Source organism: Actinomarinicola tropica (assembly GCF_009650215.1).
Taxonomy (GTDB): domain Bacteria; phylum Actinomycetota; class Acidimicrobiia; order Acidimicrobiales; family SKKL01; genus Actinomarinicola; species Actinomarinicola tropica.
Genome location: NZ_CP045851.1, coordinates 2,773,707 through 2,799,689, shown reverse-complemented (window position 1 = coordinate 2,799,689; position 25,983 = coordinate 2,773,707). Strand labels below are relative to the sequence as shown.

27 protein-coding genes are annotated in these 25,983 nt (G+C 72.7%); 15 read left to right on the top strand and 12 right to left on the bottom strand.

Translation table 11 applies throughout. From position 1 onward, the window contains the following. The first annotated feature begins 12 nt into the window (after positions 1-12). The 8 genes from GH723_RS13765 (at position 13) to GH723_RS13730 (ending at position 7,128) form a co-directional block, all read left to right on the top strand. The gene (locus GH723_RS13765) at positions 13-1,512 is read left to right on the top strand and encodes a glycosyltransferase family 39 protein (protein ID WP_153760183.1); all 1,500 of its coding nucleotides are present in this window, start codon (positions 13-15) and stop codon (positions 1,510-1,512) included. A 65-nt stretch (positions 1,513-1,577) separates the two neighbouring features. Continuing rightward, entirely contained in the window at positions 1,578-1,877 is a 300-nt protein-coding gene (locus GH723_RS13760; RefSeq protein WP_153760182.1) for an ArsR/SmtB family transcription factor, read from the top strand. Beyond that, positions 1,874-2,713 carry an SRPBCC family protein gene (locus GH723_RS13755; protein WP_153760181.1) on the top strand — a complete coding sequence of 280 codons (840 nt, stop codon included), beginning with the start codon at positions 1,874-1,876 and terminating at the stop codon, positions 2,711-2,713. The genes GH723_RS13760 and GH723_RS13755 overlap by 4 nt, the downstream gene beginning before the upstream one ends. 53 nt (positions 2,714-2,766) lie before the next feature. Next, positions 2,767-3,651 (top strand): EamA family transporter, encoded by an 885-nt coding sequence (locus GH723_RS13750; protein WP_153760180.1) that lies wholly within the window; start codon positions 2,767-2,769, stop codon positions 3,649-3,651. 24 nt (positions 3,652-3,675) lie between these two features. Then, on the top strand, positions 3,676-4,179 hold the full coding sequence (locus tag GH723_RS13745; RefSeq protein ID WP_153760179.1) for a nitroreductase family protein: 504 nt from the start codon (positions 3,676-3,678) through the stop codon (positions 4,177-4,179). Positions 4,180-4,309: 130 nt separating this feature from the next. Then, positions 4,310-5,242, top strand: coding sequence for a type IV toxin-antitoxin system AbiEi family antitoxin domain-containing protein (locus GH723_RS13740; RefSeq protein WP_153760178.1), 933 nt, complete (start codon positions 4,310-4,312; stop codon positions 5,240-5,242). Between the two features lie 109 nt (positions 5,243-5,351). Beyond that, on the top strand, positions 5,352-6,506 hold the full coding sequence (locus tag GH723_RS13735; RefSeq protein WP_153760177.1) for a ferritin-like domain-containing protein: 1,155 nt from the start codon (positions 5,352-5,354) through the stop codon (positions 6,504-6,506). Positions 6,507-6,546: 40 nt separating this feature from the next. Continuing rightward, a complete protein-coding gene (locus GH723_RS13730; RefSeq protein WP_153760176.1) occupies positions 6,547-7,128 on the top strand; it encodes a 2OG-Fe(II) oxygenase in 582 nt (193 codons plus the stop codon). On the opposite strand, the gene GH723_RS13725 is transcribed toward GH723_RS13730, so the two are convergent. The 6 genes from GH723_RS13725 to GH723_RS13700 form a co-directional block, all read right to left on the bottom strand. After that, the gene (locus GH723_RS13725) at positions 7,121-8,092 is read right to left on the bottom strand and encodes a helix-turn-helix transcriptional regulator (protein WP_153760175.1); all 972 of its coding nucleotides are present in this window, start codon (positions 8,090-8,092) and stop codon (positions 7,121-7,123) included. The two genes, GH723_RS13730 and GH723_RS13725, sit on opposite strands and share 8 nt — an antisense overlap. A gap of 127 nt (positions 8,093-8,219) precedes the next feature. Then, positions 8,220-9,779 carry a non-homologous end-joining DNA ligase LigD gene (ligD, locus tag GH723_RS13720; protein WP_153760174.1) on the bottom strand — a complete coding sequence of 520 codons (1,560 nt, stop codon included), beginning with the start codon at positions 9,777-9,779 and terminating at the stop codon, positions 8,220-8,222. Further along, positions 9,776-10,291 (bottom strand): mycothiol transferase, encoded by a 516-nt coding sequence (locus GH723_RS13715; RefSeq protein WP_153760173.1) that lies wholly within the window; start codon positions 10,289-10,291, stop codon positions 9,776-9,778. Before GH723_RS13715 ends, ligD begins: the two co-directional genes overlap by 4 nt. 9 nt (positions 10,292-10,300) lie before the next feature. Continuing rightward, entirely contained in the window at positions 10,301-10,909 is a 609-nt protein-coding gene (locus GH723_RS13710) for a hypothetical protein (protein WP_153760172.1), read from the bottom strand. Between the two features lie 23 nt (positions 10,910-10,932). Continuing rightward, complete coding sequence (locus GH723_RS13705; RefSeq protein WP_153760171.1) at positions 10,933-12,480, bottom strand: acyl-CoA carboxylase subunit beta; 1,548 nt, start codon at positions 12,478-12,480, stop codon at positions 10,933-10,935. 13 nt (positions 12,481-12,493) lie between these two features. Then, positions 12,494-13,129 carry a VOC family protein gene (locus GH723_RS13700; protein WP_153760170.1) on the bottom strand — a complete coding sequence of 212 codons (636 nt, stop codon included), beginning with the start codon at positions 13,127-13,129 and terminating at the stop codon, positions 12,494-12,496. 22 nt (positions 13,130-13,151) lie between these two features. On the opposite strand from GH723_RS13700, the gene GH723_RS13695 reads away from it, so the two are divergent. Continuing rightward, positions 13,152-13,481: a hypothetical protein gene (locus GH723_RS13695; protein ID WP_153760169.1), complete on the top strand. Its 330-nt coding sequence runs from the start codon at positions 13,152-13,154 to the stop codon at positions 13,479-13,481. Next, on the top strand, positions 13,478-14,338 hold the full coding sequence (locus GH723_RS13690; protein ID WP_229022837.1) for a purine-nucleoside phosphorylase: 861 nt from the start codon (positions 13,478-13,480) through the stop codon (positions 14,336-14,338). The genes GH723_RS13695 and GH723_RS13690 overlap by 4 nt, the downstream gene beginning before the upstream one ends. Before the next feature lie 21 nt (positions 14,339-14,359). Here GH723_RS13690 and GH723_RS13685 read toward each other — a convergent pair whose 3' ends face one another. Beyond that, positions 14,360-15,325, bottom strand: a complete 966-nt coding sequence (locus GH723_RS13685; RefSeq protein WP_229022836.1) for a queuosine salvage family protein — start codon at positions 15,323-15,325, stop codon at positions 14,360-14,362. Positions 15,326-15,349: 24 nt separating this feature from the next. Here GH723_RS13685 and GH723_RS13680 point away from each other — a divergent pair, with 24 nt between their 5' ends. Both GH723_RS13680 and GH723_RS13675 read left to right on the top strand, forming a co-directional pair. After that, complete coding sequence (locus tag GH723_RS13680) at positions 15,350-17,032, top strand: phospho-sugar mutase (RefSeq protein WP_229022835.1); 1,683 nt, start codon at positions 15,350-15,352, stop codon at positions 17,030-17,032. Next, positions 17,032-18,123: a hypothetical protein gene (locus GH723_RS13675; protein ID WP_153760168.1), complete on the top strand. Its 1,092-nt coding sequence runs from the start codon at positions 17,032-17,034 to the stop codon at positions 18,121-18,123. The genes GH723_RS13680 and GH723_RS13675 overlap by 1 nt, the downstream gene beginning before the upstream one ends. 374 nt (positions 18,124-18,497) lie before the next feature. Here the strand turns inward: GH723_RS13675 and GH723_RS13670 are convergent, their stop codons facing one another. The 4 genes from GH723_RS13670 to upp form a co-directional block, all read right to left on the bottom strand. Next, on the bottom strand, positions 18,498-19,781 hold the full coding sequence (locus tag GH723_RS13670) for a sulfate adenylyltransferase subunit 1 (protein ID WP_153760167.1): 1,284 nt from the start codon (positions 19,779-19,781) through the stop codon (positions 18,498-18,500). A 2-nt stretch (positions 19,782-19,783) separates the two neighbouring features. Further along, positions 19,784-20,713: a sulfate adenylyltransferase subunit CysD gene (gene cysD / locus GH723_RS13665; RefSeq protein ID WP_153760166.1), complete on the bottom strand. Its 930-nt coding sequence runs from the start codon at positions 20,711-20,713 to the stop codon at positions 19,784-19,786. 17 nt (positions 20,714-20,730) lie between these two features. Continuing rightward, on the bottom strand, positions 20,731-21,402 hold the full coding sequence (locus tag GH723_RS13660; protein WP_153760165.1) for a phosphoadenylyl-sulfate reductase: 672 nt from the start codon (positions 21,400-21,402) through the stop codon (positions 20,731-20,733). Between the two features lie 64 nt (positions 21,403-21,466). Continuing rightward, positions 21,467-22,090 carry a uracil phosphoribosyltransferase gene (upp, locus tag GH723_RS13655; protein WP_153760164.1) on the bottom strand — a complete coding sequence of 208 codons (624 nt, stop codon included), beginning with the start codon at positions 22,088-22,090 and terminating at the stop codon, positions 21,467-21,469. Between the two features lie 56 nt (positions 22,091-22,146). Here upp and deoC point away from each other — a divergent pair, with 56 nt between their 5' ends. The 3 genes from deoC to GH723_RS13640 are packed head-to-tail and all read left to right on the top strand — an operon-like array spanning position 22,147 to position 25,365. After that, positions 22,147-23,079, top strand: a complete 933-nt coding sequence (deoC, locus tag GH723_RS13650; RefSeq protein WP_153760163.1) for a deoxyribose-phosphate aldolase — start codon at positions 22,147-22,149, stop codon at positions 23,077-23,079. 7 nt (positions 23,080-23,086) lie between these two features. Further along, positions 23,087-24,574 carry an aldehyde dehydrogenase family protein gene (locus tag GH723_RS13645; protein WP_153760162.1) on the top strand — a complete coding sequence of 496 codons (1,488 nt, stop codon included), beginning with the start codon at positions 23,087-23,089 and terminating at the stop codon, positions 24,572-24,574. After that, complete coding sequence (locus GH723_RS13640) at positions 24,571-25,365, top strand: N-formylglutamate amidohydrolase (protein ID WP_229022834.1); 795 nt, start codon at positions 24,571-24,573, stop codon at positions 25,363-25,365. The genes GH723_RS13645 and GH723_RS13640 overlap by 4 nt, the downstream gene beginning before the upstream one ends. An 8-nt stretch (positions 25,366-25,373) precedes the next feature. Here the strand turns inward: GH723_RS13640 and GH723_RS13635 are convergent, their stop codons facing one another. Beyond that, positions 25,374-25,979 (bottom strand): YdeI/OmpD-associated family protein, encoded by a 606-nt coding sequence (locus GH723_RS13635; protein ID WP_153761218.1) that lies wholly within the window; start codon positions 25,977-25,979, stop codon positions 25,374-25,376. Between the last annotated feature and the right edge of the window lie 4 nt (positions 25,980-25,983).

Here is a 25,983-nt window from a genome sequence, read left to right as displayed (position 1 = left end):
CGCGGCTCGCCCATGGGGGAGAGGTGGCGGCTGCTGCTCATCGGCGCGACCGTGCTCGTCGTCGCGACGTCGAGCGTCCTGGTCCGCCACGAGCTGCTCCCGCTGCTGTCGTGGAACAGCGACGAGGCGGTCCACCTCTTCCAGGCCGATCTCATCCTCGATGGTCGGCTGACCGCCGACGCCGCGCTCCACGACGAGAGCTTCCGTCCCTGGCTCAGCGGCACGCGGGACGGCAGGGTGTTCCTCGCCTACCAGCCTGGAGTGCCCCTGCTGCTCGCCCTGTCGCAGCTCCTCACCGGGTCGACGACGCCGATCCTCGTCACCGTCGCGGGCGGGCTCGTGTGGGCGACCTACGGGGCGGCGTCGGCGCTGTGGGGCGACCGGCGCGTCGCCGCCTGGTCGGCAGCGCTCGTGGGCCTGTCGCCGATCGTGCTGCTCCACGCCGGTCTCCACCTGGGCTACCTGCCGGCGGCGACGGCGCTGTTCGCCGCGCTGTGGGCTGCCCTGCGGGCCGCGGAACGTCGGAGCGCCGCCGTGTTCGTGGGCGCCGGCGCGGCCCTCGGTGCAGCCGTCCTCATGCGCCCGTTCGACGCGCTGCTGTTCGCCCTGGCGATCGCCCCGCTCGTGCTCGTGCGTGCCCGCCGGGCCGACCACGGGGTCGGGCCGACGTGGTGGGTGCGCCCGATCGCCTTCGCAGCGGTCGGCGCGTTGCCGGCGGTGGCGTTGACCGCCTGGTTCAACGCCCGGACCACGGGTGACCCCCTCGAGTTCCCGATCACCGCGCTCGGCGGTCCCAACACGTTCGGCTTCGGCACGCGGGCGCTGATGGAGGGGTCCGACGCCGTCGACTACGACATCGGGCTGGCCGTCGAGTCGCTCGCGTGGCACCTCGCGAGCGTTCCGTGGTGGATGGCCGGCGGGCTGGGCCTCGTGCTCCTCGCGGCGTGGGGCCTGACGCGCCCGGGTCCGGTCGCCGAGCGCCGCACGGCCGCGGCGTTGGTGCTCCTCTACCCGCTCGGCTACGTCGTCTGGTGGGCGACGGCGACCGCGTCGGAGTGGCTCGACTCGTTCGGGCCGTACTACTACCTGCCGTCGTTGGTCGCGCTCGCGTTGCTCGGCGCGCGGGGAGTCGTCGCGCTCGGCGAGGTGCTGCCGTCACGACGCGCGGCGGGGCTGGTCGTGGTGGTGCTCACGGTCGCGACGCTCCCGGCGATGCCGGGCGCGCTGCGGTGGCACGAGCAGGTCACCGATCGCTTCGAGCGCATCGAGGCGGCCGTCCCGGACCACCTCGACGACGCGATCGTCGTGCTCGACGTCGACCACGTGCTCTTCGCGCACCCCTACTTCGCGAACGATCCGGGGCTCGAGGACGACGTCGTGTTCGCGGTGTCGGACGCTGACGTCGAGGCGCTGGGGGAGCGGTTCCCGGAGCGCACGATCTACCGCCTGGACGTTCCGGCCGTGGACGGGACGGGCGCAGGGCTCGAGTGCGTCGACGGTCCCGGCTGCTGAGCGGCTCCCGTCGCTACCTGGACATGCCTTGACGGTTATATAACCAAAGAGGCATCATCGTCGCCATGGCCTTCGCCGCCCTCGCCGAGCCGACCCGTCGCCAGATCCTCGATCTGCTCGTCGAGGGCGAGCGGCCGGTCGGTTCCCTCGTCGACGCTCTCGGGCTCAGCCAGCCGCTCGTCTCCAAGCACCTGCGCGTGCTGCGCGAGGCCGGGCTGGTCGAGGTCCGGGCCGAGGCCCAGCGACGGGTCTACCGCGTGACGCCGGAGCCTCTCGCCGAGGTCGACGAGTGGCTGGCCCCCTACCGCCGCATGTGGAGCCGCTCGCTCGACCGGCTCGAACGACACCTGGAGGACGAGGCATGACCGACGACGGACGGCTGCTCACGATCGACGGGCGACCGGCGCTGCGGTTCGAGCGGCGCTACCGCCAGCCGATCGATCGCGTGTGGCGGGCGGTCACGGCCCCCGAGGAGATGGCGCGGTGGTTCCCGTCGAACGTCGAGGGGGATCGGGCCGTCGGTGCGGCCCTCGTCTTCGACGACAGCGCCCAGCGCGCCGCCGACGAGGAGGCGGGCGAGCCCACGCGGGCCGACGGCGAGATCTTCCGCGGGCACGTCGTCGTGCACGACCCGCCGAACGTCTTCTCCTTCACGTGGGGCGGCGAGCTGCTCCGGATCGAGCTCCACCCCGACGGCGACGGCACCCGGCTCGTGTTCACCCACCTGCTCAGCCACCGCTCGATCGCCCACCGCACCGGAGCCGGCTGGCACGCCTGCCTGGGTGAGCTCGACCGCATGCTCGGGGTCGACGTGCCGGTGGAGGACGACTGGATGTCGGTGTTCGAGGAGTTCGTGGACCGGCTCGGCCCGGAGCTCGCGCACGTCGACGGGGACGCACTCGTGTGGGAGCGCTACAGCCACGTCGGACCCGAAGAGGTGCGCGCCGCGCTCGATCGGCCGGAGGACTGGGGCGGCGCACCGCACGCCGACGAGGCGATCTCCTGGGAGGTCGTGCCCGACGAGCACGGCTCGATCATCAGGCTGCGCCACGAGGAGATCGGGGACGACGCCGAGCTGGCGGCGTCGTGGCATGCCCTCCTCGTGCAGCTCGACATGTACCTGGCGGCCGGTCAGCTCCTACCGGTCGACGGGGCACGGTTCCGTGAGGCCTACGCCTCGCTGCTGGCCTCCCGCCGCTGAGATAGCATCTCACATAGCCGAACTGCTGTTCCGAGATGTGAGATCGCATGTGGGTGCCCATCACGTTGGCCGCGGCCACGTTCCAGATCCTGCGGACCTCCCGCCAGCACCAGCTGCGCGCCCACCTCTCCACGACGGCCGCGGGCTTCGTGCGGTACCTCTACGGGGCCCCGCTCGCCCTGGCGCTGAGCGCCGTCGTGTTCGGGGTGGTGGGGCGGGACCTGCCGTCGGTGCCGTGGCGGTTCTGGCCGGTCGTCACGATGGCCGGCATCGCGCAGATCCTCGCGACGATCGCCTTGCTGCGGGCGTTCAAGATGCGGGACTTCGCGGTCGGGACCGTCTACGCCAAGGCGGAGGTGATCCTCGTCGCCATGGCGTCGACGGTGGGGCTCGGCGAACCGCTGCGACCGCTCGGCTGGCTCGGCGTGGGGCTGGTGACGCTCGGCGTGGCGTCGCTGGCCGCACGAGGGTCCCTGCGTCGGCTGCTCGCCCGAGCCGGTGACCCTGCCGCCCTGATGGGCCTGGTGGCCGGCGGCCTCTTCGCCGTGGCCGCCGTCGGCATCCGCGGCGCGTCGACGTCGCTCGGCGACGCGCCGGCGTTCGACCGGGCGCTCCTCACGCTCACCGCCATGCTGGTGATCCAGACGCTCGTGAACGGCGCGGCGTTCCTCGTCACCGACCGGGCCGAGATCACCCGGACGGTGCAGGCGTGGCGGCCGGCGTTGCTCGTCGGCGTGTTCAGCCTCGGAGGCTCGATCGGCTGGGCGTGGGCCATGACGCTCGAGAACGCTGCGAAGGTGCGCACGCTCGGTCAGGTGGAGCTGCTGATCGCCTTCGCGATCGCCCACGCCACGCTCGGCGAGCGCCACCGCCGCAGCGAGTACGTCGCGGCGGCCGTGGTCCTCGTCGGGGTCGCCGCGGTCACCGCCCTCGGCTGAGGCGGCCTGCGCCACACTGGGTGCATGGACGCCTACGACGCCATCGTGACCAAGCGGGACACGCGCAGCTACCTGTCGGATCCGGTCGAGCCCGACGTGCTCGAGCGGGTCCTGCGGGCGGCCCGGATGGCGGGCAGCGCCAAGAACGCCCAGCTGACCCGGTTGGTCGTCGTCACCGACCCGGAGATCCGGACCGCGCTCACCGAGTGCGGCGACTTCACGTCGTGGATCGACCAGGCACCGGCCGTCGTCGTTCTGACGTGCCCGGTCGAGACGGGGCGCCTGTTCGACCTCGGGCGGATGGCGCAGAACCTCATGGTCGCCGCCCACGACGCGGGCCTCGCCACCTGCCCCGTCACGTTCCAGCACCAGGACCGCATCCGCGAGGTGCTCGGGCTGCCCGCCGACGTCGAGGCGCCCCACGCCGTCACCCTCGGCCACCCCGGCCCGCCGCCGGCCGAGAACCCCCTGCGCGCGCCCCGCATCCCCCTCGACGAGCTCGTCCACCGCGACCGCTGGTCCTCGTAGCGGCCGCGACCCCGCCCGCCTGGCGCCGTCCTGGCGCCGTTCTCCCCACCGATCCCGTCGGTCAGCGAGGGGATCGGTGGGGAGAACGCCAGCGCGGCCGACTGTCACAGGGCGTCGCCACCATGGTGGGATGGCGAGCGAGCAGACGGCGAGGCTGGTGGCGTTGGCGGGTGCGCAGCACGGCGTGGTGTCGGTCGCGCAGGCGCGACGTGCGGGCCTGACCGACAACCAGCTCCAGCGACTGGTCCGCGCCGGGGTCGTCGAGCGCTGCGACGTCGGCATCCTGCGACTTGTCGGGGTGACCCGATCGTGGCTCCAGGACCTCCACGTGGCGACGTTGCGGGTGGGCCGATCGGGCGCCGTGTCGGTGCGTGCCGCGGCTCGGCTCTTCGAGGTCGAGGGGTTCGATCGGGCTCCCGTCGAGCTGAGCGTGCCCGCGGGGCATCGACGCCGTCCCCGGCTGGGCGTCGTGCACGAGGTGCAGGACCTCGAGGAGGTCGACCTGACCCGTCGCGCCGGACTGCGGGTGACGACCCCGGCGCGGACGCTCGTCGACGTGGCCGGCGTCGTCGACGAGACGACGCTCGAGGTCGCGATCGACGACCTGCTGCGCCGTCGGCTCACGACAGCGGAGCGTCTCCGCGACACCGCGTCCCGGCTCGCTCGCCAGGGCCGCACCGGGCCGCGCGCGGTGTTGGGCCTCCTCGATGGGCGTGCGCGTCTCGACGAGATGACCGAGACCGGGTTCGAGACGAAGCTGCTCCGGGTCCTCCGCGTGGCCGGCCTCCCGGCGCCGACGCCGCAGTACGTCCTGCGCGACGCCGACGGGAGGTTCGTCGCTCGGTTCGATGCCGCCTACGTCGAGGTGAAGGTCGGCATCGAGGCCGACAGCGAGCGCTGGCACATGAACCGCCGGCGCTTCGTCGCCGACCGGACCCGCCGTGCGGTCGCCGAGTCGCTCGGGTGGCGCGTGTTGGGGTTCACCCACCGCCACGTGACCGCCGAGCAGCGGTTCGTCGGCGAGGTCGTGGCGCGCACGCTGCGGGTGGCGCGGGCGGCGTGAGGCGTTCCTCCCACCGATCCCGTCGGATGGCGACGCGATCGAGGGAGAGAACGGTGAGCGAGGCGGGAACGCCGTGACAGCGGTCACCCGTACGGCGTAGAGTCGGCGCATGAGCGAGACCCGCACCCCCGCAGAGACCGCCGCGCTCCTCGGCCGCACCGACGTGAACGACCTCGAGGAGATCCTCGCGATCACCAACACCGACGCCGAGGAGACGATCCGGGCCGTCAAGGACAACGCCGACGCCATCTTCACGTGGGACTACGAGAAGGGCGCCCGCCCGGCCCTCAACAAGCTCTACGAGAAGGCCAAGACGGCGCAGTGGAACGGCGAGACCGACCTCGACTGGTCGATCGAGGTGGACCCGGAGAAGTGGTTCGTCGGCGCCGCCGATCCCCGGTTCGGTCCCGAGGGGTCGCTGGCCCGGCGCAAGAACTCGCCGGTCGCCAAGTGGGGCGACAAGGAGTGGGCCACGCTCGCCCATGAGTCGCTCACGTGGCGGATGAGCCAGTTCATGCACGGCGAGCAGGGCGCGCTCATCTGCACGGCGAAGATCGTCGAGACGGTGCCGTGGATCGACGCCAAGTACTACGCGGCCACCCAGGTGATGGACGAGGCTCGCCACGTCGAGGTCTTCGCCAAGTACCTCGACGAGAAGGTCCAGGACCACTACCCGATCAACACCCACCTCCAGCTGCTGCTCGACGACATCATCAACGACAGCCGCTGGGACATGACCTACCTGGGCATGCAGATCATGGTCGAGGGCCTCGCCCTCGCCGCGTTCGGCTTCATGCACCAGCTCACCGAGGAGCCCCTCCTCAAGCAGCTCCTCCGGTACGTGATGGCCGACGAGGCCCGCCACGTGGCCTTCGGCGTGCTGTCGCTCAAGGAGTTCTACGAGGGGCTCGACGCCGCGGAGATCCGAGAGCGCCAGGAGTTCGCGTTCGAGGCCGCCGTGCGCATGCGGGACCGCTTCCTCCAGCAGGAGGTGTGGGAGCGCATGGGCGTGCCGGTGAAGCCGCTCGTCGCCGGTCTGCTCGACATTCCCCAGGAGGAGAACATCTTCCAGCAGATGCTCTTCTCGAAGATCGTGCCGAACTGCAAGAAGCTCGGCCTCCTGGACGCCGGCGACGCCTGGCTCCGGCACCGGTTCGAGGAGATCGGGATCATCCAGTTCGAGGACTGGGTCGACACCGGCGAGGAGTACGAGACCCTCGACGCCGTCACCCAGGACCGCGAGCAGACCGCCGCCGGCCAGTAGTCCCTGACCGCGCACCGGCCCGCCTACTGTGGCGGTCCGCGTGAACGACTACCGCAGCCACGTCACCTTCGACCGCGCGTTCACGGTGCGCCAGTGCCAGCGCATCGTGGCGCTCGGCGACGCGCTCGACGTCGACACCGCGTCGCTCTCGGGTGTGGAGGTGCCCGACGACGGCCTGCGCCGCTCCCGGGTGGCGTGGATCGACCAGACGCCCGACACCGCGTGGATCTACGACAAGCTCGCCGCGCTCGTGGTGCAGGCGAACCGCACCTACCGGTTCGACCTCGACGGGTTCGGCGAGGACCTCCAGTACACGGTGTACGACGAGCCCGGCGCGTTCTACACCTGGCACCAGGACGGCCTCGTGGGCGACGTCGCCACCCGCAAGCTCGCTCTCGTCGTCCAGCTCTCCCCGGCCACGGCCTACGAGGGCGCCGACCTCGAGCTGTTCGACGTGGTGGCGGACTCCGCACCCGAGGAGCTGGCGGCCTGGCACGGCCGCGTGCGGGTCCAGGGTTCGGTGACGGCGTTCCCGGCCTTCGAGTACCACCGCGTCACCCCGCTGCGCGCCGGGGTGCGCCGCTCGCTCGTGGTGTGGGTGAGCGGCCCGCCGTTCAGGTGAACCGCGCGACGAGCTCGTCGCCCAGGCGACGGAGCTCGTCGCGCAGCTCGTCGGGGGCGACGACCTCGAACGAGCACTCGAGGCTGACGAGGTAGCGGGCGATCCACGCGTGGTCGTCGGCGCCGATGCGCAGGTGGGCCCGGCGTCCGTCCTCGGTCGGGGTGAGCGTGCCCATCGACCGGTGGACCTCCTGGCGGGCCAGGTCGAAGGGCAGGTCGAGGACGACCTCGGCCTGGGCCGCGTAGGGGTAGCTGGCGATGGCGTGCAGCACCATGGCCTCGGTGTCGGGCTCGTCGCGGGCGACGAAGCCGTGGCCGGTCACCTCGACGTCCGACATGCGGTCGGCGCGGAACGTGCGCCAGTCGTCGCGGCCGAGGTCGAAGCACACGACGTACCAGCGGCGCTCGGCGTTGACGAGGCCGTAGGGCTCGACGCGTCGCTCGGTGGTCGCGCCCTCGCCGTCGGTGTAGCGGAAGCGCACGAGCTGGTGGCTCCGGCAGCCGCGGGCGATCTCGAGGAGGACGTCGGGGTCGACGGAGGGTCCGGGCGCCCGGTCGACGACGATCGTGGAGGAGTGGAGCGCGGCGACGCGGTCGCGCAGCACCGGCGGGAGCACCTGGTCGAGCTTGGCGAGCGCGCTGACGGCGGCGTCGCCGTAGCCGGTGAGGCCGCGCACGGTGGTGGTGCGGAGGCCGACCGCCACGGCGACGGCCTCGTCGTCGGTGAGGAGCAGCGGGGGGAGGCGTCCGCCGACGCCGAGGTGGTAGCCGCCGGTGCGCCCGGCGTCGGACTCGATGGGGTACCCCAGGTCCCGCAGGGCGGCGACGTCGCGGCGGACGGTGCGGGTGGTGACGCCGAGACGCTCGGCCAGCTCGGTGGCGCTCCACCGCGGGCGGGCGCTGAACAGCGAGAGGAGGTGGAGCAGCCGGGCTGCGGCGGACGGTGAGTCGGTGAGCGTCTCCATGGCGACGCACCTTTCTCGGGAAGGAGGACCGGCCACGTCCTAGTGGGTCGCGACGCTCCTCGCATGCAGCCGTTCCTGTTCGACCCCCACATCACCGACGCCCGCCGGGCCGACCTCACCGAGGCGGTCAGAGGCGGGGCAGCGCCTGTTCCAGGCCGACCAGCGGCGCGAGCGGGTCGCCGGCCGTGGCGAGCCGCTCGGCGACGTCGTGCACGGTCCAGCGGTCCGACCGCAGGTCCGGGTCGTCCAGCTCGTCCCACGTGATCGGCACCGACACCGGGGCACCCGGGGCGGGCCGGGCGCTGAAGGGTGCCACCAGCGTCTTGTTGATGGCGTTCTGCGTGAAGTCCAGGCGGGTCTTCCCGCCGCGCTTCGACACGTCCCACTCCCAGCTGATGAGGTCGGGGACCATCGCGCCGACGGCCCGGGACACCGTCTCCACCCAGTCCCGCGTGTCGTCGAACGTGTAGCCGGGCCGCACCGGCACCCAGATCTGCAGCCCGCGCTTGCCGGTCACCTTGGGCATCCCCCGCACGTCCAGGTGCTCCAGCGCGGTGCGGTACAGCCGGGCCAGCTCGACCGCCTCCTCGAAGGTCGCCTTCGTGCCCGGGTCGATGTCGATGAGCGCCCACGTCGGCTCGTGGGGGCGGTCCGCGGTCGAGGTCCAGGGGTGCAGCTCGAGCGCCCCGTAGTTGGACACGAACGCGAGGGCGGCGGCCGACTCGAGCACCAGGTAGTCCCGGGTGTCGCCGTCGGAGGCGTCCTCGTACTCCCACTGGCGGATCCAGTCCGGCGTGTGGGGCGGGGCGGCCTTGTGCCAGAAGCCCTTCTCGTCGATGCCGCTCGGGAAGCGGTGCATGTTGATCGGTCGACCCGCCAGGTAGAGCAGCATCGACGGTGCGACCGTGGTGTAGTAGCGGACGAGGTCGCGCTTGGTCACCGCCGCGTGGCCCTCCCGGGCCGGGAAGTACACCCGGTCGAGGCTCGACAGCTTCACCTCGTGGCCACCGACCTCCCACATCCCGTCCTTGGCGGGCAGCGCGTCGAGCGCGGCGAGCTCCTCCTCGGTGGGCCCGGCGAAGGACGCCGAGCTCGTCCACGTGGCTGACGGTGCCATCTCCACCTCGTCGTTCGTGCGTCCCGACTTCACCGAGCGAGGGTGGTCCTCCGGGTCCCACCCGGCCACCGCCGCCTCGTCGTGCTTGTGCAGCAGGAGCCACTGCTCCTTCTCGCCGTCGGCCCCGCCGCCCCGGCGGACGAGGACGAACCGTCCGTCCAGCTTCTCACCGTGGAGGTCGACGTGGAGGCTCCCCTCGGCGACGGCTCCGACGGGGTCCTCGCCGTCGGCGAGCTCCCAGGTGCCCCAGTCCCACACGATCACGTCGCCGCCGCCGTACTCGCCGTCGGGGATGACGCCCTCGAAGTCGTAGTAGTCGAGGGGGTGGTCCTCGACGTGGATCGCCATGCGCTTCACGTCGGGGTCGAGGGTCGGGCCCTTCGGCACCGCCCAGCTGACGAGCACGCCGCCCATCTCGAGTCGCAGGTCGTAGTGCAGGCGCGTGGCGCGGTGGCGCTGCACGACGAACCGGTTGCCGGCCGGCGGGGGCGGCTCGGTGCCTGAGGGCTCGCCGGTGATCGAGAAGTCCCGCATCGACCGGTACCGACGGAGCCGGTCGGTGGGGCTCATCGCCCAGGGCCCTCGATCAACCCTCGGGCGTAGGCCGCCTGCCCGGCGTGCTGGAGGCAGTCGTCGGCGATGCTGACCAGCCGGACGCCGAGGGTGACCGGCGGGTTCCAGTCCTCGTCGACCACGCGGTCGAGGTCGTCGGCGGTCAGCAGCCACACGTAGTTCATCGTGCGCTCGTGGACGGCCTCGAAGTGCTCGACGAGCAGCTCGGCGGATTCGGGGCGGATGCTCGCCACCTGCTCGGGGGTGTGGCCGTAGCCGTGGTCGGCCGGGTCGGGGGAGCGTCCGAACCGCTTGGCCCAGCCGTCGCTCACCCACAGCTGCTTGGCGCCGGCGACGTCGGCGACCTGGGCGTCCTGCACGCGGGTGAGGTGCCAGACGAGCCAGCCGATGGTGTTGGCGCCCTCCCGCGGGGCCTCGACGAGCTGGTCGGGTCGGAGCCCGTCCACGGCCCGGTGCACCAGCTCCGGGAGGCGGCCGTAGAGGTCGACGAGCACTTCGGTGGCGTCCATCACCCGTCCTTACCCGTCGTCGCCCTCCTCAGGCGGCAGGAACTCGAACTTCAGGTCGCCGAGGCGCACGAGGGTGGACGAGATCCACCCGCCCATGGCCCCGAAGTGGGTGTCGAGGATGCCGCCGTCCTCGAGCGTGGTCTCGTCGAGCTCGTAGGACCCCTCGTAGCTGACCTCGATGGCGTGAGCCGGCGGGTCGGTCGGGTCGTCGGGGTAGGCGGTCTCCACCGTCGGGCCGCCGCGCTGCAGCTGCTCGCCGCCGATCGTGGGGCTGTGCTCCGGGAGGGCGGCGAGGAACACGGAGGGATCGGGGAGCTGGGCCAGGCGCTGGATCCGTACGACGATCTCGATCTCGATGCGGGGACCCTCGTCCATGTCCTCGCCGATGTACCAGGAGCGGTAGGCGGTCTGGGCCCAGGTCGGCCAGTCGAGGGTGATGTCGACCCGCACCCGTGGAGGGGACCCCTCGCCGGGCAGCCCGTAGGACGTCTCCCAGGTGAGGTCCCCGAGGAGGATGTCGCTCTGGAAGCGCTCCTCGAACGCCTGTCGCTCGAGCAGGGCCCGCTCGAGGGCGTCGCGCAGGGCGCCGATGGCGTCGGTGAAGACGTGGTCGAGCATGCGGGCCGGACCCTAGTGGGCCGTCACGGGCGCATGGCTCGGGCGGTGCGACCGGGGTGGCGGAGCGGGGCGGCGAGGTGGACGAACTCGACGAGCAGCGGCCGGGTGTCGCGCGGGTCGATGATCTCCTCCACGAGGAACGACTCGGCGGTCTTGAACGGCGAGCGCACCTGGTCCATCCGCGCGGTGATCTCGGCGAGGAGCGCGTCGCGGTCCTCGGCGGCGTCGAGGTCGGCCTTGAACGCCGCTTCGATGCCGCCCTCCATCGGCAGCGATCCCCACTCGCCCGACGGCCAGGCGTAGCGGTAGGACAGCCGCGACGCGTTCTGGTGGGCGGCGCCACCGACCCCGAACACCTTGCGGGTGATCACCGAGCACCACGGCACCTGCGCCTGGTAGATCGCGGCGAGCGCCCGGGCCCCGGCGCGGATGGTGCCCGCCGTCTCGTGCTCGGTGCCGATGACGAAGCCCGGCTGGTCGACGAGGTGGACGACGGGGAGGTGGAACGTGTCGGCGAGGTCGACGAACCGGGTGATCTTCTCGGCGGCGTCGACCGTGATCCCGCTGCCGTAGAAGTAGGGGTCGCTGGCGAGCACGGCGACCGGCCAGCCGTCGAGGCGGGCCAGCCCGGTGATCGCGGAGCGTCCCCACATGCGGCCGATCTCGGTGAAGGAGCCCTGGTCGACCAGCGACTCGATGATCGGGCGGGCCTTGTAGACCTTGCGGCGGTCGCGCGGGATCGCCCCGACGAGCCAGTCGTCCCGACGCTCCGGATCGTCGGCGACCGAGCCTCGAGGGGGCACGTCGTGCACCGAGGACGGCAGGTAGGACAGGACGCGACGGGCGCGCGCGAACGCCTCGTCCTCGGTGTCGACGACGTCGTCGACCACGCCGTTGCGGGCGTGGATGTGCGAGCCGCCCAGGCCCTCCTTGTCGACCTCCTCGCCGAGGCGGGCGACCACCGGCGGACCGGCGACGAACACCTGCGAGGTGTCCCTCACCATCACCGAGTAGTGGCTGGAGACGACCCGGGCCGCTCCCAATCCGGCGACCGAGCCGAGCGCCAGCGCGACGACGGGCACCGTCGCCAGGTTCTCGACGACGTGCTCCCACCCGGGGTTGAACGGCACGTAGGTGCGGCGGTCCGCGTCGAGCGACCGCACGGACCCGCCGCCGCCGGTGCCGTCGACGAGGCGCACGAGCGGGATGCGCAGCTCGTGGGCCATCTGCTCCGACATCGTCTGCTTGCCGCGGATGGCGGCGTCGGCGGCACCGCCGCGCACGGTGAAGTCGTCGCCGCCCACCACGACGGGCCGACCGTCGATGCGTCCCCGCCCCATGACGAAGTTGGCGGGCACGAAGGAGGTGAGCTCGCCGTCCTCGCCGTAGGTGGCGCGCCCGGCGAGCTCGCCGACCTCGTGGAACGTGCCGGGGTCGAGCAGCCGCTCGATCCGCTCCCGCACCGTGAGCTTGCCGCCGTCGTGCTGGCGGCGGACCTTGTCGGGGCCGCCCATCTCGCGAGCCATCGCCTGGCGGCGCCGCAGCTCCTCGATCTCCGGTTCCCAGGTCACGCGTGCTCCTCGCTCACCGAGTTTCGTCCGCTCGGACGTGGGCGGTCATGAACGCCACGGGCACCGACATCCCGCAGGCCTCGTGGCGGAGCGTGGCGATGCGCCGTCCCGGCTGCACGGCGTCCTTCACCCGTCCGCAGGCTGCGCCGAGATGGGCCGCGGTGGCATCGAGGTCGGCGACGGTGAGCGCCACGCCGAAGGTGCGGCTGGGACCGTCCCCCGACGGTTCGGCGGGGCCGACCAGCTCGAGGATCGGCTCGCCGAGCCAGAAGAACATCTGCCGTCGCGGCCGGTCGGCGGTGCCGACGTCGCGGGTGCGGCGCAGCTCGAGCCCCACCGCGGTGAAGGCCTCGAGCGTCCGGTCGAGGTCGGGCGAGGCCACGACGAGGTGGTCGAACCCCGCCACCCCGTTGGGATGGCGCGTCGCCGGGGGATGGCCCGGGTCGGCGGCGTGGACCGCCAGTCCGTCGAGATCGTCGCGGTCGGCGCCGTCGAGCCCGAGCGAGCGGACGCCGCGGCCCGCATCCTCGCCCACGAGTCGCACCCGGACCGTGCCGAGCCACGTCGCGTCGCCCTCGACGTCGAACCCCGCATTCGCCCACGCCGTGGGCTCGTCACCCACGATGAGCTCGGTCAGCCGCACCCCCATGGGTCGAACCTACCCTGTGGGCATGAGCAGCCCGGAGTGGGAACTGACCGGTGACACCGTGGCGAAGCTCCACGAGGAGCTGGCCGAGGTCGACGAGGACACCCGTGCCGACTTCGCGGCGTTCTCCCGCTTCATCCGGTCCGAGCTCGCCGAGTTCAAGATCGACCCTGCCGCCGACGAGTGGGCGACGTACCACGGGCTCGCCTTCATGAGCCTCATCGTCCGCCTCGCCCGCAACAACTACGAGAACGACGCGATCGACCACGCGACGGCCGGCGCGGTCACCGCGATCGCCCGCGGCGTCGCGATGGCGCTCGCGGAGCACGCCCCTCGGCTAGACCAGCGCCCATGAGCGACATCTACCCGAACGTCGAGCGCCGCCGGCCGACCCAGCCCGAGCCGTTCGGCATGGCCCAGGAGGCCGCCGGCGAGATCGAGCGTCGCACCGGCGGGGGGCCCCACCAGGTGGCGGTCATCCTCGGGTCCGGGTGGGGCGAGGCGGTCCGCCACCTCGGCGACCTCGACACCGAGATCATGCTCGTCGACCTGCCGGGCTTCGCCACGTCGACGGTCCCGGGCCACGGCGGGTCCGTGCGATCCAGCTGGATCGGCAACCGTCGCGTGCTCACCTTCCAGGGGCGCGTGCACCTCTACGAGGGCAACCCGCCCCACACCGTCGTCCACGCCGTGCGCTCCGCGGTGATGGCGGGCTGCGACGTCGTGGTGCTCACCAACGCCGCCGGGTCGCTGAACCCCGACTTCCAGGTCGGCGACGGCGTGCTCATCTCGGACCACATCAACCTCACCGGCCAGTCGGCGCTGTGGGGTCCGCCGCCGCCCGAGCCGTTCGGGTCGCGCTTCGTCGATCTCACCGACCTCTACGCCGGGCGACTCCGTGCGATCGCCCGCGAGGTCGCGCCGGGCATCGGCGAGGGCGTCTACGCCGCGCTGCACGGCCCCAACTACGAGACGCCCGCCGAGATCCGCATGCTGCGCACGCTCGGCGCCGACCTCGTCGGGATGTCCACGGCACTCGAGGCCATGGCCGCACGCCACCTCGGGGCCGAGGTCTTCGGCCTCTCGCTCGTCACCAACCTGGCGGCCGGGGTCGGCGAGTCGAAGCTCGACCACACCGAGGTGCTCGAGACCGGCGCCTCCGCCGGCGGTCGCATGGGCGAGATCATCCGGGGCGTGATCGAGCGCCTGTAGCGGCTCGGCCCGGCGGTCCCGCTAGTAGCTGACCGTCCGGGTGCGGTGGCGGGGGCGCGCCTTGTAGCGGGGATCGCCGCCCATCGTCCACAGGATCGTGTCGAGCTCGCCCGAGGTGATGTGGTGTCCCTGGCGCTCCAGCTCGTCGCGGAGCAGCTCGACGGCGTGGACGCCGCAGGCACGGATCTCGATCTCCTCGTCGGTGCCGGGGGCGATGAGCTCCTCGGCGTCGATGCGGTGCACGAGGTCGTCGTCGAAGGCGAGCACGCCATCGATGCGCAGCACGTGAGGCACGAGGTTGTCGGGGAACATCGTCAGGCGGGCGATGTCGTCGAAGCGCCCCGGTCCCTCGCCGCCGAACGCCAGGTGCAGGTCCATCGCCGTGATCTGGGCTCGCTTGTAGAGCGGCACGTCGACGCCGTGGTACTCGGCGACGTCGTGGAAGAACGGCATGCGGTCGAGGATCGTGACCAGACGCTCGGCCGAGCCGCCCGCGCCCTCGACCACGGCGAGGAACGAGCCGTCGGCCTCCTCGAGGACGAACGCGCCGAGGTCGTTCAGAGCCGAGGTGAACAGCTCCATCAGCTCGGTGGCCGGATCGTCCTCGTCGTCGACCTGGTCGAAGATGCGGCAGACCTCGGCGCGGGTGAGCGCCGTCAGCGCCTCGGCGGTCGGGGCGCCGTGGGCCTCGACGTGCTCCCGCCAGGCGGTGGCGATCGTGTGGTAGCCGGACATCCCCGGACGCTTGCGGATCGTGGGGAACCACCCCGACCCGAAGTTGATCGCGTCGAGCGAGATCACGAACGCCGCCGTCCCCTCGGGGTCGTCGAGCGCGTGGTGCGCCGGGTCGCTGCCGACCCGGCCCCGCTCCGAGAGCGACAGCTCGCGGGCGTAGTCTGGGAGGCGTTCGGGGTCGATGCGGACGTGCGCCGCCCGCTCGGCCACCCAGCGGCAGCGCTCCCTGATCTCGTCGCACACACCGGGCATGGGCGCACCCTAGATGGAGGTGACGTGGAGGACCGAGGCCGGCTGCCGGACGACCTGACAGCAGCGATCGACGCCTGGATGGCCGCCGATCCGGACCCCGAGACGCGCGACGAGCTGGCGGCCCTCGTCGCCGGCGGAGAGGTCGCCGAGCTGGCGGACCGGTTCTCCGGCACCCTCGAGTTCGGCACCGCGGGCCTGCGCGGCGCTCTCGGCGCGGGCCCCATGCGGATGAACCGCCTGCTCGTCCAGCGGGCCGCGGCGGGCTTCGTCGACTACCTCGGGCAGGGTGCCACCGTCGTCGTCGGCTTCGACGCCCGGCACAAGTCGGCGCGCTTCGCCGAGGACACCGCACGGGTGGTGGCCGGGGCGGGGGGACGAGCCCTCGTCCTGCCCGGCCCCCTCCCCACACCCGTGCTGGCCTTCGCCGTCCTCCACCTCGGCGCCGACGGGGGCGTCATGGTCACCGCCAGCCACAACCCGCCCGCCGACAACGGCTACAAGGTGTACCTCGGCGACGGGGCACAGATCGTGCCCCCTCACGACCGGGTGATCTCCGAGCACATCGCCGCAGCATCACGTCGCGACATCCCCATCGCCTCGGCGGCGTCGTCCTCGATCGAGCGCCTCGGCGACGAGGTCGTCGACGCCTACCTGGACGTCGTCGCCGGCTGCCGGCTCACGGAGGACTGCGACCCCCTGTCGGTCGTCTACACCGCGATGCACGGCGTCGGGCGCGACGTCCTCCTCGCCGCCTTCGATCGGTGCGGGTTCGCCGCCCCGCACGTCGTGGCGCCTCAGGCCGAGCCGGACCCCGACTTCCCGACCGTGGTGTTCCCGAACCCCGAGGAGCCCGGGGCCCTCGACCTCGCGCTCGCCGAGGCGGAGCGGGTCGGCGCCGACCTCGTCATCGCCAACGACCCCGACGCCGACCGCCTCGGCGTCGCGGTGCCCACGCCCGACGGCGGCTGGCGCGCCCTCACGGGCAACGAGATCGGCGTCCTCCTCGCCGACCACATCCTCCGCCACACCGAGGGCGACGACCGGCTCGTCGTCACCACGATCGTCTCGTCCCGGCTCCTCGAGCGGATGGCCGACGCCGCAGGCGTCCGCTTCGTCGCCACGCTCACGGGGTTCAAGTGGATCGTGCGGCCCGGGCTCGAGGACCCGCGCGCCCGCTTCGTCTTCGGGTACGAGGAGGCGCTCGGCTACTCCGTGACCTCCTCGGTGCGCGACAAGGACGGCATCACGGCGGCGGTCACCTTCGTCGAGCTCGCCGGTGCGCTCTCCCGTCGGGGCGCCACCGTCCTCGACCGGCTCGACGAGCTGGCGCTCGAGCACGGCCTCCACGCCACCGAGACGTGGTCGATCCGGGTCGAGGACCTGGCCGAGATCGGACGCATCATGGCGGCGGCTCGAGGCTCGACGCCTCCGGCCCTGGCCGGACACGCGGTCACCGGCGTCCACGACTACGCCGAAGGCGGCGCGCTGATGCCCACCGACGCCGTCGAGTGGCAGCTCGACGACGGGTCGCGCGTCGTGCTCCGGCCGAGCGGGACCGAACCGAAGGCCAAGGTGTACCTCGAGGTCGTCGACGACGTGGCCGACGGCGACGTCGTCGCGGCGCGTCAGCGGGCGGCCGCTCAACTCGGGGCGCTCCGCACCGATCTGGGAGCACACCTGGACGTCGACGCGGGGAGGACCATCTGATGGGACGGCGGCTTGCGGGCGGGTTCCTCGTCGGCCTCGGGCTCGTCGTGGCCTCGCTGGCGTGGATCTGCCTGTCGATCACCCGCACGGTCCTCGATCCGGATCGGTCCGCGGCGATCGCCGAGGACGTCTACCGCGACCCCGAGGTGCGGGACCAGCTGCGCAGCTCGATGGCCGACGCGATCGACGCCGCCGTGCCCGACGGTGTCGACGTGAGCCGCCTGGACGTCGTCGACGCCGCCGACCGGGCGCTCGACGACCCGGCGGTCGAGGCGCTGCTCGTCGACGGTCTCGTGCGGGCCCACCAGCGGTTCCTCGGCGACGACCCGAACCCCGACGAGCCGATCGTGGTCGACGGGGCGGCGCTCGCCAGCGCCACGCGCCGCCAGCTGGTGAGCGCCCAGCCGGAGCTCGCCGGCGTCGTGCCGGAGATCCCGTCGCTCGCGGTCACCCTGCCCACCGACTCGATCCCGAACGCCGGAGGCCTGCGGGACCGCCTGGTCGCCGCCACCGCGGTGCTCGCCGCGCTCGCCGCCGGGCTGGTCGTCGCCGCCTTCGTGGTCACCGACAACCGGGCACGCGTGCTGCGTCGCGTCGGATTCTGGCTGATCGGCGCCGCTGCGTTCTGGGTGATCATCGGCACCGCCCTGCCGTCGCTCGCCCACCTCCTCCTGCCGGGGCAGGCCGCCATCATCGGGGCCATCTGGGGCGTCGCCGCGGGCGGCATGCGCCAGCCCTCGATCACCGCGGGCATCGCCGGGGTCGCGGCGCTCGCGCTCTCGATCGTCTGGATGGCCGGATCGGCCGTCTCGCGCCGGAGCCGGCGCCGCGACGCGGTGCGCGAGCGCAGCGCCCGGGCCGCCGAGGAGCCCCGCTACGTGTCCCGGCCGGTGTCGGTGCCGGCCGACTACCACGCACCGAACCCCGACTACGTGCCGCCGCCGCCCGCGCCCACACCCACCTACGTGCCGCCCGGCGAGGGGGTCGACGCCACCGTGGCCGCGCCGTCACCTGCGGTGTCCCGGCCCGCCGCGCCGCGCTGGGTCGAGGGCGTCGGCTACGTCGACGATCCCGACGCCACGCGCTACTGAGCTGAGCCGAGCCGAGCCGAGCTGAGCCGGGCGGGCGGGCTCTCGCGGCTCGCCCCTCACGCACGTGCCGGGTCCGCGGGGGCGATGTCGCCAGCAGGTTGGCGCGATCGCCCCCGCGCTGCCGCCGCGGGTGCGATGTCGCCAGCGGGTTGGCGCGATCGCCCCCGCGCTGCCGCCGCGGGTGCGATGTCGCCAGCGGGTTGGCGCGATCGCCCCCGCGCTGCCGCCGCGGGTGCGATGTCGCCAGCGGGTTGGCGCGATCGCCCCCGCGCTGCCGCCGCGGGTGCGATGTCGCCAGCGGGTTGGCGCGATCGCCCCCGCGCTGCCGCCGCGGGTGCGATGTCGCCAGCGGGTTGGCGCGATCGCCCCCGCGGTCAGGACCAGGCGCGGATCATGCCGGCGCCGACGGTGTGGTCGGTGCGCTCGTCGATGACGACGAAGGACCCGAGCACCCGATCGGCGTCGTAGGTGTCGACCGCGAGGGGGCCGGCGGTCGCGAGGCGGACGACGCCGATGTCGTTGAACGCCAGCTCGCCGGCGTCCTCCTCGTGGGCCAGGGCCTCGATGTCGAGCCGGCTGACGACCTCGCGGGCGATGGCGCGCTCGACGCGGGTGCCGTGCTTCACGAGCCAGCGGTCACCGGGGCGGAAAGGCTGCTCGGTGAACCAGCAGAGGGTGGCCTCGACCTCGCGCGTGACCATCGGCGGCTCGGGGGCCGCGAGGACGTCGCCGCGGATCACGTCGAGGTCGTCGGTGAGGCTGACCGTGACCGACAGGCCGGGAGGGGCGACCTCGACGGGGTCGGCACCGACGAGGATCTCGGCCACGGTCGTCGTCTGCCCGGACGGCAGGACCGTGATCGGGTCGCCGGGTCGCAGCGGGCCGCCGTGGACCATGCCGGCGTAGCGGCGGATGGGGCGACCCTCGCCCGGCTCCCGGACCACGAGCTGCACGGGGAGCCGTCCGCCCGTGTGGTCGCCGACGGGCGCCGGGTCGACGGTCTCGAGGTACTCGAGCAGGGTCGGGCCCGAGTACCAGGGCGTGGAGCCGGAGCGGTCGACGACGTTGTCGCCGTGGAGGGCCGACAGCGGGATCGGGGTGATCGTGTCGATGCCGAGCTGCTCGGCGATGCGGAGGATCTCGGCGACGACCTGGTCGAAGCGCTCCTCTGACCAGTCGACGAGGTCCATCTTGTTGACGCAGACCGCGAACTGCCGGATGCCGAGCAGCGCGGCGACGGTGACGTGGCGCCGGGTCTGGGTGGTGAGGCCGTTGCGGGCGTCGACGAGGACCACGGCGACCTCGGCGGTGGAGGCGCCCGTGGCCATGTTCCGGGTGTACTGGGCGTGGCCCGGGTTGTCGCCGACGATGAACGTGCGCCGGGGCGTCGCGAAGTACCGGTAGGCGACGTCGATGGTGATGCCCTGCTCGCGCTCGGCGCGGAGGCCGTCGGTGACGAGCGACAGGTCGAGCCCTTCGTGGCCGCGCCGGGCGCTGGACGCGGCGACGGCGTCGAGCTGGTCCTGGAGCAGGCCCTTGGCGTCGTGGAGCAGCCGTCCGATGAGCGTGGACTTGCCGTCGTCGACCGAGCCGATCGTGGCGAAGCGGAGGAGGTCGGTGTCGGCGTCGAGGACGTCGGGATCGAGGATGTCGCCCACGTCTAGAAGTAGCCCTCGCGCTTGCGGTCCTCCATGGCGGCCTCCGAGAACCGGTCGTCGGCGCGAGTGGCGCCCCGCTCGGTGAGGATCGACACCTGGATCTCGGCCAGGACCTCGGCCGGCGTCGCCGCGGTGGACCGCACGGCACCGGTGCACGAGGCGTCGCCGACGGTGCGGTAGCGGACGGTCTCGACTCGGGGCGTCTCGCCGGGACCGGGGACGACCCACTCGTTCACGGCGAGCAGCATGCCGTCGCGCTCGACGACCTCACGCTGGTGCGAGTAGTAGAGCGACGGCAGCTCGAGGCCCTCACGGGCGATGTACTCCCAGACGTCGCGCTCGGTCCAGTCGCTGATGGGGAACACCCGCAGGTGCTCGCCCGGCCGCACCCGTCCGTTGTAGAGCCGCCACAGCTCGGGCCGCTGGTTGCGGGGCTCCCACTGGCCGAACTCGTCGCGCAGGGAGAGGATGCGCTCCTTGGCCCGCGCCTTGTCCTCGTCGCGGCGGGCGCCGCCGAAGCAGGCGTCGAAGCGATGCTCGGCGATGGCGTCGAGCAGCGTGACCGACTGGAGGCGGTTGCGCGAGCCTCCGGGACCGGGATCGGCGACCCGGCCGCTGTCGATCGAGTCCTGGACCGAGGCGACGACGAGCTCGGCGCCGAGCTCGGCGACCCGGCGGTCGCGGAAGTCGATGGCCTCGGCGAAGTTGTGGCCGGTGTCGACGTGCATCACGGCGAAGGGGAAGCGCCCGGGGGCGAAGGCCTTCGCGGCCAGGTGGAGCAGCACGACCGAGTCCTTGCCGCCCGAGAACAGCACGACGGGGCGCTCGCGCTCGGCGGCGACCTCCCGCATCACGAACATGGCGTGCGCCTCGAGGGCGTCGAGGTGGGCGAGTCGGGTCATCGAGGCTCGATCGGGGTCGAGGACGGTCATCGGTTCTCCAGGACGGTTCACAGGTTGAGGCCGCACTCGGTCTTGCCCGAGCCCGCCCAGCGCCCCGAACGGGGGTCGTCGCCGGGGGCGACGCGGTTGGTGCAGGGCCCGCAGCCGATCGACGGGTAGCCGTCGAAGAGCAACGGGTTGAGGACGACGTCGTTGGTGGCGATGTACGCGTCGGTGGTGGCGTCGTCCCAGGTGGCGAGGGGCCGGATGCTGACGAGCCCGCGTCCGTCGCGGGTGACGATCGGCGCGTCGGCGCGCTCGGGGGAGTCGGCCCGGCGCAGGCCGCTCATCCACGCCGCGTACTGGCGCAGCGCGCTGTCGAACGGGGCGACCTTGCGACGGGCGCAGCACGCGTCCACGTCGGTGCGCCACAGGTCGTCGGTCGGGCTCTCGTCCCGCACCACCCGCAGCTCGATCGGGTAGCGGCGGCGGACCCGCTCGGCCGTGGCCAGGGTCTCGGGGAAGTGGTAGCCGGTGTCGACGAACACGACGTCGATCCCGGGCTGCACCTTGGTGGCGACGTCGATGAGGACGGCGTCCTCCATCGAGGCCGCGACGGCGAGGTCCGAGCCGAACGTCTCGGTGGCCCAGCGGACGATCTCCGCGGGCGTCGACTGCTCGAACGACGCCGAGATCTCGGCGAGGTCGGCGTCGGTGAGGGCGTCGGCGGTCGAGGGCACGGCGTCAGGCTACCGATATCCGACTAAACCGATCAACATTCACGAGATTTCCCTCCGGGCGGTCCTACTGGGCACCGAACTGGCGGTCGCCGGCGTCGCCGAGGCCCGGCACGATGAACCCCACCTCGTTCAGGCGCTCGTCGACCGAGGCGGTGTAGATCTCGGCGTCGAACCCGGCGGCGGCGAAGTGCTCGATCCCCTCTGGTGCTGCGAGCACGCACACGACGATCATGCGCCCCGAGTGGTGCTCGACGATCTGCTCGCAGGTGTAGACGAGCGACCCCCCGGTGGCGAGCATCGGGTCGAGGACGATCACCGGCGCGCCGTCGAGGTCGGGCGGGATCGTCGACATGTAGGCGTCGGGCAGGAGGGTCTCCTCGTTGCGCCGGACGCCGATGAAGCCGACGGGCGCGTCGGGCAGCAGGTCCTGCGCCGGTCCGAGCATGCCGAGGCCGGCCCGCAGCACCGGCACGATGATCGGCTGGCGGACCAGCTGTCGAGCCGGCGCGTCGGCCAGCGGCGTGCGCACCGTCGTCACCTCGCTCTCGAGCGAGCGGGTGGCCTCGTAGACGAGGAACGTGGACAGCTCCCGGAGAGCCTGGCGGAACGCGGGCGACGGCGTGGAGGCGTCGCGGATGCGGGCGAGGCGCTCGGCGGCGAGGGGGTGGTCGACGACGTGGGTCTGCACGGCGACGATCATGCCAGCCCGGCCACGGCACCCACCCTCCCGGGTAGCGTGCTCCCATGGCTCTCATCGAGATCCCCGGGGCGCAGGACGTTCCCGGCGGCGCCACCGTGTCGGTCACCCCGGTCGACGAGGTCGGCCTCGAGGCCCGGGCCGCCGCGCTCGGCACCCGGTCGATCAAGACGAGCTCCAAGCTCGCGGCGCTCGACCTGGCCATCCGGTGCATGGACCTCACCACGCTCGAGGGCATCGACACCCCCGGCAAGGTGCGGGCCATGTGCGCCAAGGCGGTGCGGCCCGACCCCGCGATGTCGGGCATCCCGTCCGTCGCCGCCGTCTGCGTCTACCCGGAGCTCGTCCCGACCGCCGTCGACGCGCTCCAGGGCACCGGCATCCACGTCGCCAGCGTCGCCGGCACGTTCCCCGCCGGCCTCGGCCCGCTCGACGTGCGCCTCGCCGAGATCCGCTCCGCCGTGGCGGCGGGCGCCGACGAGGTCGACATCGTGCTCAACCGCTCGGCGTTCATGGCCGGCCGCTACCGCGAGGCGTTCGACGAGATCGCCGCCTCGAAGGAGGCCTGCGGACGGGCCCACCTGAAGGTCATCCTCGAGACGGGCGAGCTCGGCTCCTACGACCAGGTCCGCCGGGCGTCCATGCTCGCGATGCTCGCCGGTGCCGACTTCATCAAGACCTCCACCGGCAAGATCGGCACCAACGCCACGCCCCCCACCGCGCTGTGCATGGCCGAGGCGATCCGCGACTTCGCCGACCAGACCGGCACGGCCGTCGGCCTCAAGCTGGCCGGCGGCATCCGCAACGCGAAGCAGTCCTGGCAGTACCTCGTGCTCGTCCAGGAGACGCTCGGCGCCGAGTGGCTGACGCCCGATCGCTTCCGCATCGGAGCGTCGAGCCTGCTGAACGACGTGCTGATGCAGATCGCCAAGCTGCGCTCCGGCACCTACCAGCGTCCGTCCGACTTCACCGTCGACTGAGGTCCCCATGCCCGACACGCCTGCCACCCCCGACCTGCCCCCGACGTTCGACCTCGAGTACGCGCCCGCGCCCGAGTCCTCGAGCGTCGTCTCGATCGCCGACAGCTACTCCCTCTTCATCGGCGGCGCCTGGGTCGAGCCCCGCAGCGGCCGCTCCTTCACGACCACGAACCCCGCCACCGAGGAGGGCCTCGCCGAGGTCGCCGAGGCCGACGCCGACGACGTCGACGACGCGGTCGGCGCCGCACGTGCCGCCCTCGACGAGTGGTCGGCGTGGTCGGGCCGCGACCGGGCAAAGGTGCTCTACCGCGTCGCCCGGGTGATCCAGGAGCGGGCCCGCGAGCTGGCGGTGCTCGAGACGATCGACGGCGGCAAGCCCATCAAGGAGTCGCGCGACGTCGACGTCCCGCTCGCCGCCGCGCACTTCTTCTACTACGCAGGCTGGGCCGACAAGCTCGGCTACGCGTTCCCCGGCCGCCGGCCCCGGCCGGTCGGCGTCGCCGGGCAGATCATCCCGTGGAACTTCCCGCTCCTCATGGCGTCCTGGAAGCTCGCGCCCGCGCTCGCCGCGGGGAACACGGTGGTCCTGAAGCCGGCCGAGACGACGCCGCTCACCGCGCTGGTCCTCGCCGAGATCCTCCAGGAGGCCGGCCTCCCCGACGGGGCGGTCAACATCGTCACCGGTGCGGGCGAGACGGGGGCCGCGCTCGTGGCCCATCCGGGCGTCGACAAGATCGCGTTCACCGGATCGACCGAGGTCGGCAAGCACATCCAGCGCGAGCTCGCCGCCCGCGACACCCGCCTCACCCTCGAGCTCGGGGGCAAGGCGGCCAACATCGTGTTCGAGGACGCGGCGATCGACCAGGCCGTCGAGGGCGTCGTCAACGGCATCTACTTCAACCAGGGCCACGTCTGCTGCGCCGGCTCCCGCCTGCTCGTCCAGGAGTCGATCGCCGACGCCTTCCTCGACAAGCTCAAGCGACGGCTCGACACGCTCCGGGTGGGCGATCCGCTCGACAAGAACACCGACGTCGGCGCGATCAACTCGCTGGCCCAGCTCGACAAGATCGAGGAGCTCGTCGCCGCCGGCGTGGCGGAGGGCGCGGAGATGTACCAGCCGCAGTGCGCCCTGCCCGAGCGGGGCTGGTTCCACCGCCCCACGCTCTTCACCGGGGTCTCGCTGTCCCACCGCATCGCCCGCGAGGAGATCTTCGGCCCGGTGCTGTCGGTGCTGACGTTCCGGACCGCCGAGGAGGCGGTCACCAAGGCGAACAACACGCCCTACGGCCTCTCCGCCGGTGTGTGGACCGAGAAGGGGTCGCGCATCCTCTGGATGGCCGACCGGCTGAAGGCCGGTGTCGTGTGGGCCAACACGTTCAACCGCTTCGACCCGACGAGCCCGTTCGGTGGGTTCCGCGAGAGCGGCTTCGGGCGCGAGGGCGGCCGTCACGGCCTCGAGCCCTACGTCGAGCTCGAGGACCTCGTCGCCACGTGAGCCAGCCGGTCGGCTGGGTGTCGAGGCAGTTCGGCGACGACCCGACGGTGGTGCTGCACGTACCGCACGGCGGGCTGCGCATCCCCGCGGACGTCCGCTCCGCGATCGTCCTCGACGACGGCCAGCTGGAAGCGGAGCTGGCGGCGATGACCGACCGCCACACCGATCACCTGGCCGTCTCGGCGTGCGAGCGGTCGGCCACGTCCACCGTCGTCGTCGCCAACGAGCTCTCCCGTCTGGTCGTCGACCCCGAGCGCTTCGTCGACGAACGGGAGTCGATGGCCGAGATCGGGATGGGTCGGGTCTACCTCGCCACCTCCACGCTGGACGTGCTGCGACACCCGGACCCGCAGCGGGACGCCGACCTCGTGCGGCGGTACTTCGAGCCCTACGAGACGGCCGTGGCCCGCGCCGTCGACGTGGTGCTCGACGCCAACGGCCACGCCACGATCCTCGACATCCACTCCTACCCGCGCGACCCGCTTCCCTACGAGCGCGACCATGGCGCCGAGCGTCCCGGCATCTGCCTCGGCACCGATGGGGTCCACACGCCTCGCTCGCTCCTCGACGCCGCCCGGGAGGTGTTCGACGGCGTCCCGGGAGGCGTGGCGCTGGACACTCCGTTCGCGGGCACGTACGTGCCGGGCGATCACTACGGCACGAACACCGCGGTGCGGTCCCTGATGGTCGAGATCCGGCGCGACCTCTACATGGACGAGACGACGCTCGAGCTCCACGGGGGCGCCGACGACGTCACAGCGCGGCTGGCGGCGCTCATCGATCGGAGCTGAGCGGCCGCTCAGGGGCGGCGGCCGGAGGCGGCCACCTCGACGATCGACGCCACGCGGCGGGCCCGCGTGTCGGGCTTCGCCGCGCTGACGACCTTCCAGAGCTCCTGCTTGCGGACCGACGGCGGCCAGGCGTCCCACCCCGCCCGGGCCGCGGGGTCGGCGTCGAGAGCCGCAGCCAGCTCGTCGGGCTCGACCAGGTCCTCGACCGGGTCGTAGATCGTCCACCAACCGTTGGCCTGCGCCACCTCGATCGCCCGCCGCCCGGCGTCGGTCATCAGCCCGTCGGCCTCCATGCGGGCCGCCCGCTCCCGGTTGAGGCGCGTCCACCCGCTGCGGGGCTTGCGGGGTGTGAGGAGCTGGAGGCGCCGGTCGTCGTCGAGCGTGTTGACCGTCGAGTCGATCCACCCGACGCAGATGGCCTCCTCGACGACCTCCGGGTAGGGGACGACCGGCCGCCCCGTCGCCGGCTTCCACGTCGCCAGCCACACGCCGCGCTCGCGCGCGTGGTGGGCGAGCAGCCAGGCGCGCACCGCGGCGCGGGTCTCGGCGTGGAAGATCGGCATGTCGAAGTTCCAGGTCGCCGGGTGGTCCGACGCCGTCTCGGGCACCGCCATCTCG

Coding starts and splice junctions, on each gene's coding strand:
- GH723_RS13765 (WP_153760183.1), top strand. CDS start 13: ATGGGGGAGAGGTGGCGGCTGCTGCTCATCGGCGCGACCGTGCTCGTC.
- GH723_RS13760 (WP_153760182.1), top strand. CDS start 1,578: ATGGCCTTCGCCGCCCTCGCCGAGCCGACCCGTCGCCAGATCCTCGAT.
- GH723_RS13755 (WP_153760181.1), top strand. CDS start 1,874: ATGACCGACGACGGACGGCTGCTCACGATCGACGGGCGACCGGCGCTG.
- GH723_RS13745 (WP_153760179.1), top strand. CDS start 3,676: ATGGACGCCTACGACGCCATCGTGACCAAGCGGGACACGCGCAGCTAC.
- GH723_RS13740 (WP_153760178.1), top strand. CDS start 4,310: ATGGCGAGCGAGCAGACGGCGAGGCTGGTGGCGTTGGCGGGTGCGCAG.
- GH723_RS13735 (WP_153760177.1), top strand. CDS start 5,352: ATGAGCGAGACCCGCACCCCCGCAGAGACCGCCGCGCTCCTCGGCCGC.
- GH723_RS13725 (WP_153760175.1), bottom strand. CDS start 8,092: ATGGAGACGCTCACCGACTCACCGTCCGCCGCAGCCCGGCTGCTCCAC.
- ligD (WP_153760174.1), bottom strand. CDS start 9,779: ATGAGCCCCACCGACCGGCTCCGTCGGTACCGGTCGATGCGGGACTTC.
- GH723_RS13715 (WP_153760173.1), bottom strand. CDS start 10,291: ATGGACGCCACCGAAGTGCTCGTCGACCTCTACGGCCGCCTCCCGGAG.
- GH723_RS13710 (WP_153760172.1), bottom strand. CDS start 10,909: ATGCTCGACCACGTCTTCACCGACGCCATCGGCGCCCTGCGCGACGCC.
- GH723_RS13700 (WP_153760170.1), bottom strand. CDS start 13,129: ATGGGGGTGCGGCTGACCGAGCTCATCGTGGGTGACGAGCCCACGGCG.
- GH723_RS13695 (WP_153760169.1), top strand. CDS start 13,152: ATGAGCAGCCCGGAGTGGGAACTGACCGGTGACACCGTGGCGAAGCTC.
- GH723_RS13690 (WP_229022837.1), top strand. CDS start 13,478: ATGAGCGACATCTACCCGAACGTCGAGCGCCGCCGGCCGACCCAGCCC.
- GH723_RS13685 (WP_229022836.1), bottom strand. CDS start 15,325: ATGCCCGGTGTGTGCGACGAGATCAGGGAGCGCTGCCGCTGGGTGGCC.
- GH723_RS13675 (WP_153760168.1), top strand. CDS start 17,032: ATGGGACGGCGGCTTGCGGGCGGGTTCCTCGTCGGCCTCGGGCTCGTC.
- cysD (WP_153760166.1), bottom strand. CDS start 20,713: ATGACCGTCCTCGACCCCGATCGAGCCTCGATGACCCGACTCGCCCAC.
- deoC (WP_153760163.1), top strand. CDS start 22,147: ATGGCTCTCATCGAGATCCCCGGGGCGCAGGACGTTCCCGGCGGCGCC.
- GH723_RS13645 (WP_153760162.1), top strand. CDS start 23,087: ATGCCCGACACGCCTGCCACCCCCGACCTGCCCCCGACGTTCGACCTC.
- GH723_RS13635 (WP_153761218.1), bottom strand. CDS start 25,979: ATGGCGGTGCCCGAGACGGCGTCGGACCACCCGGCGACCTGGAACTTC.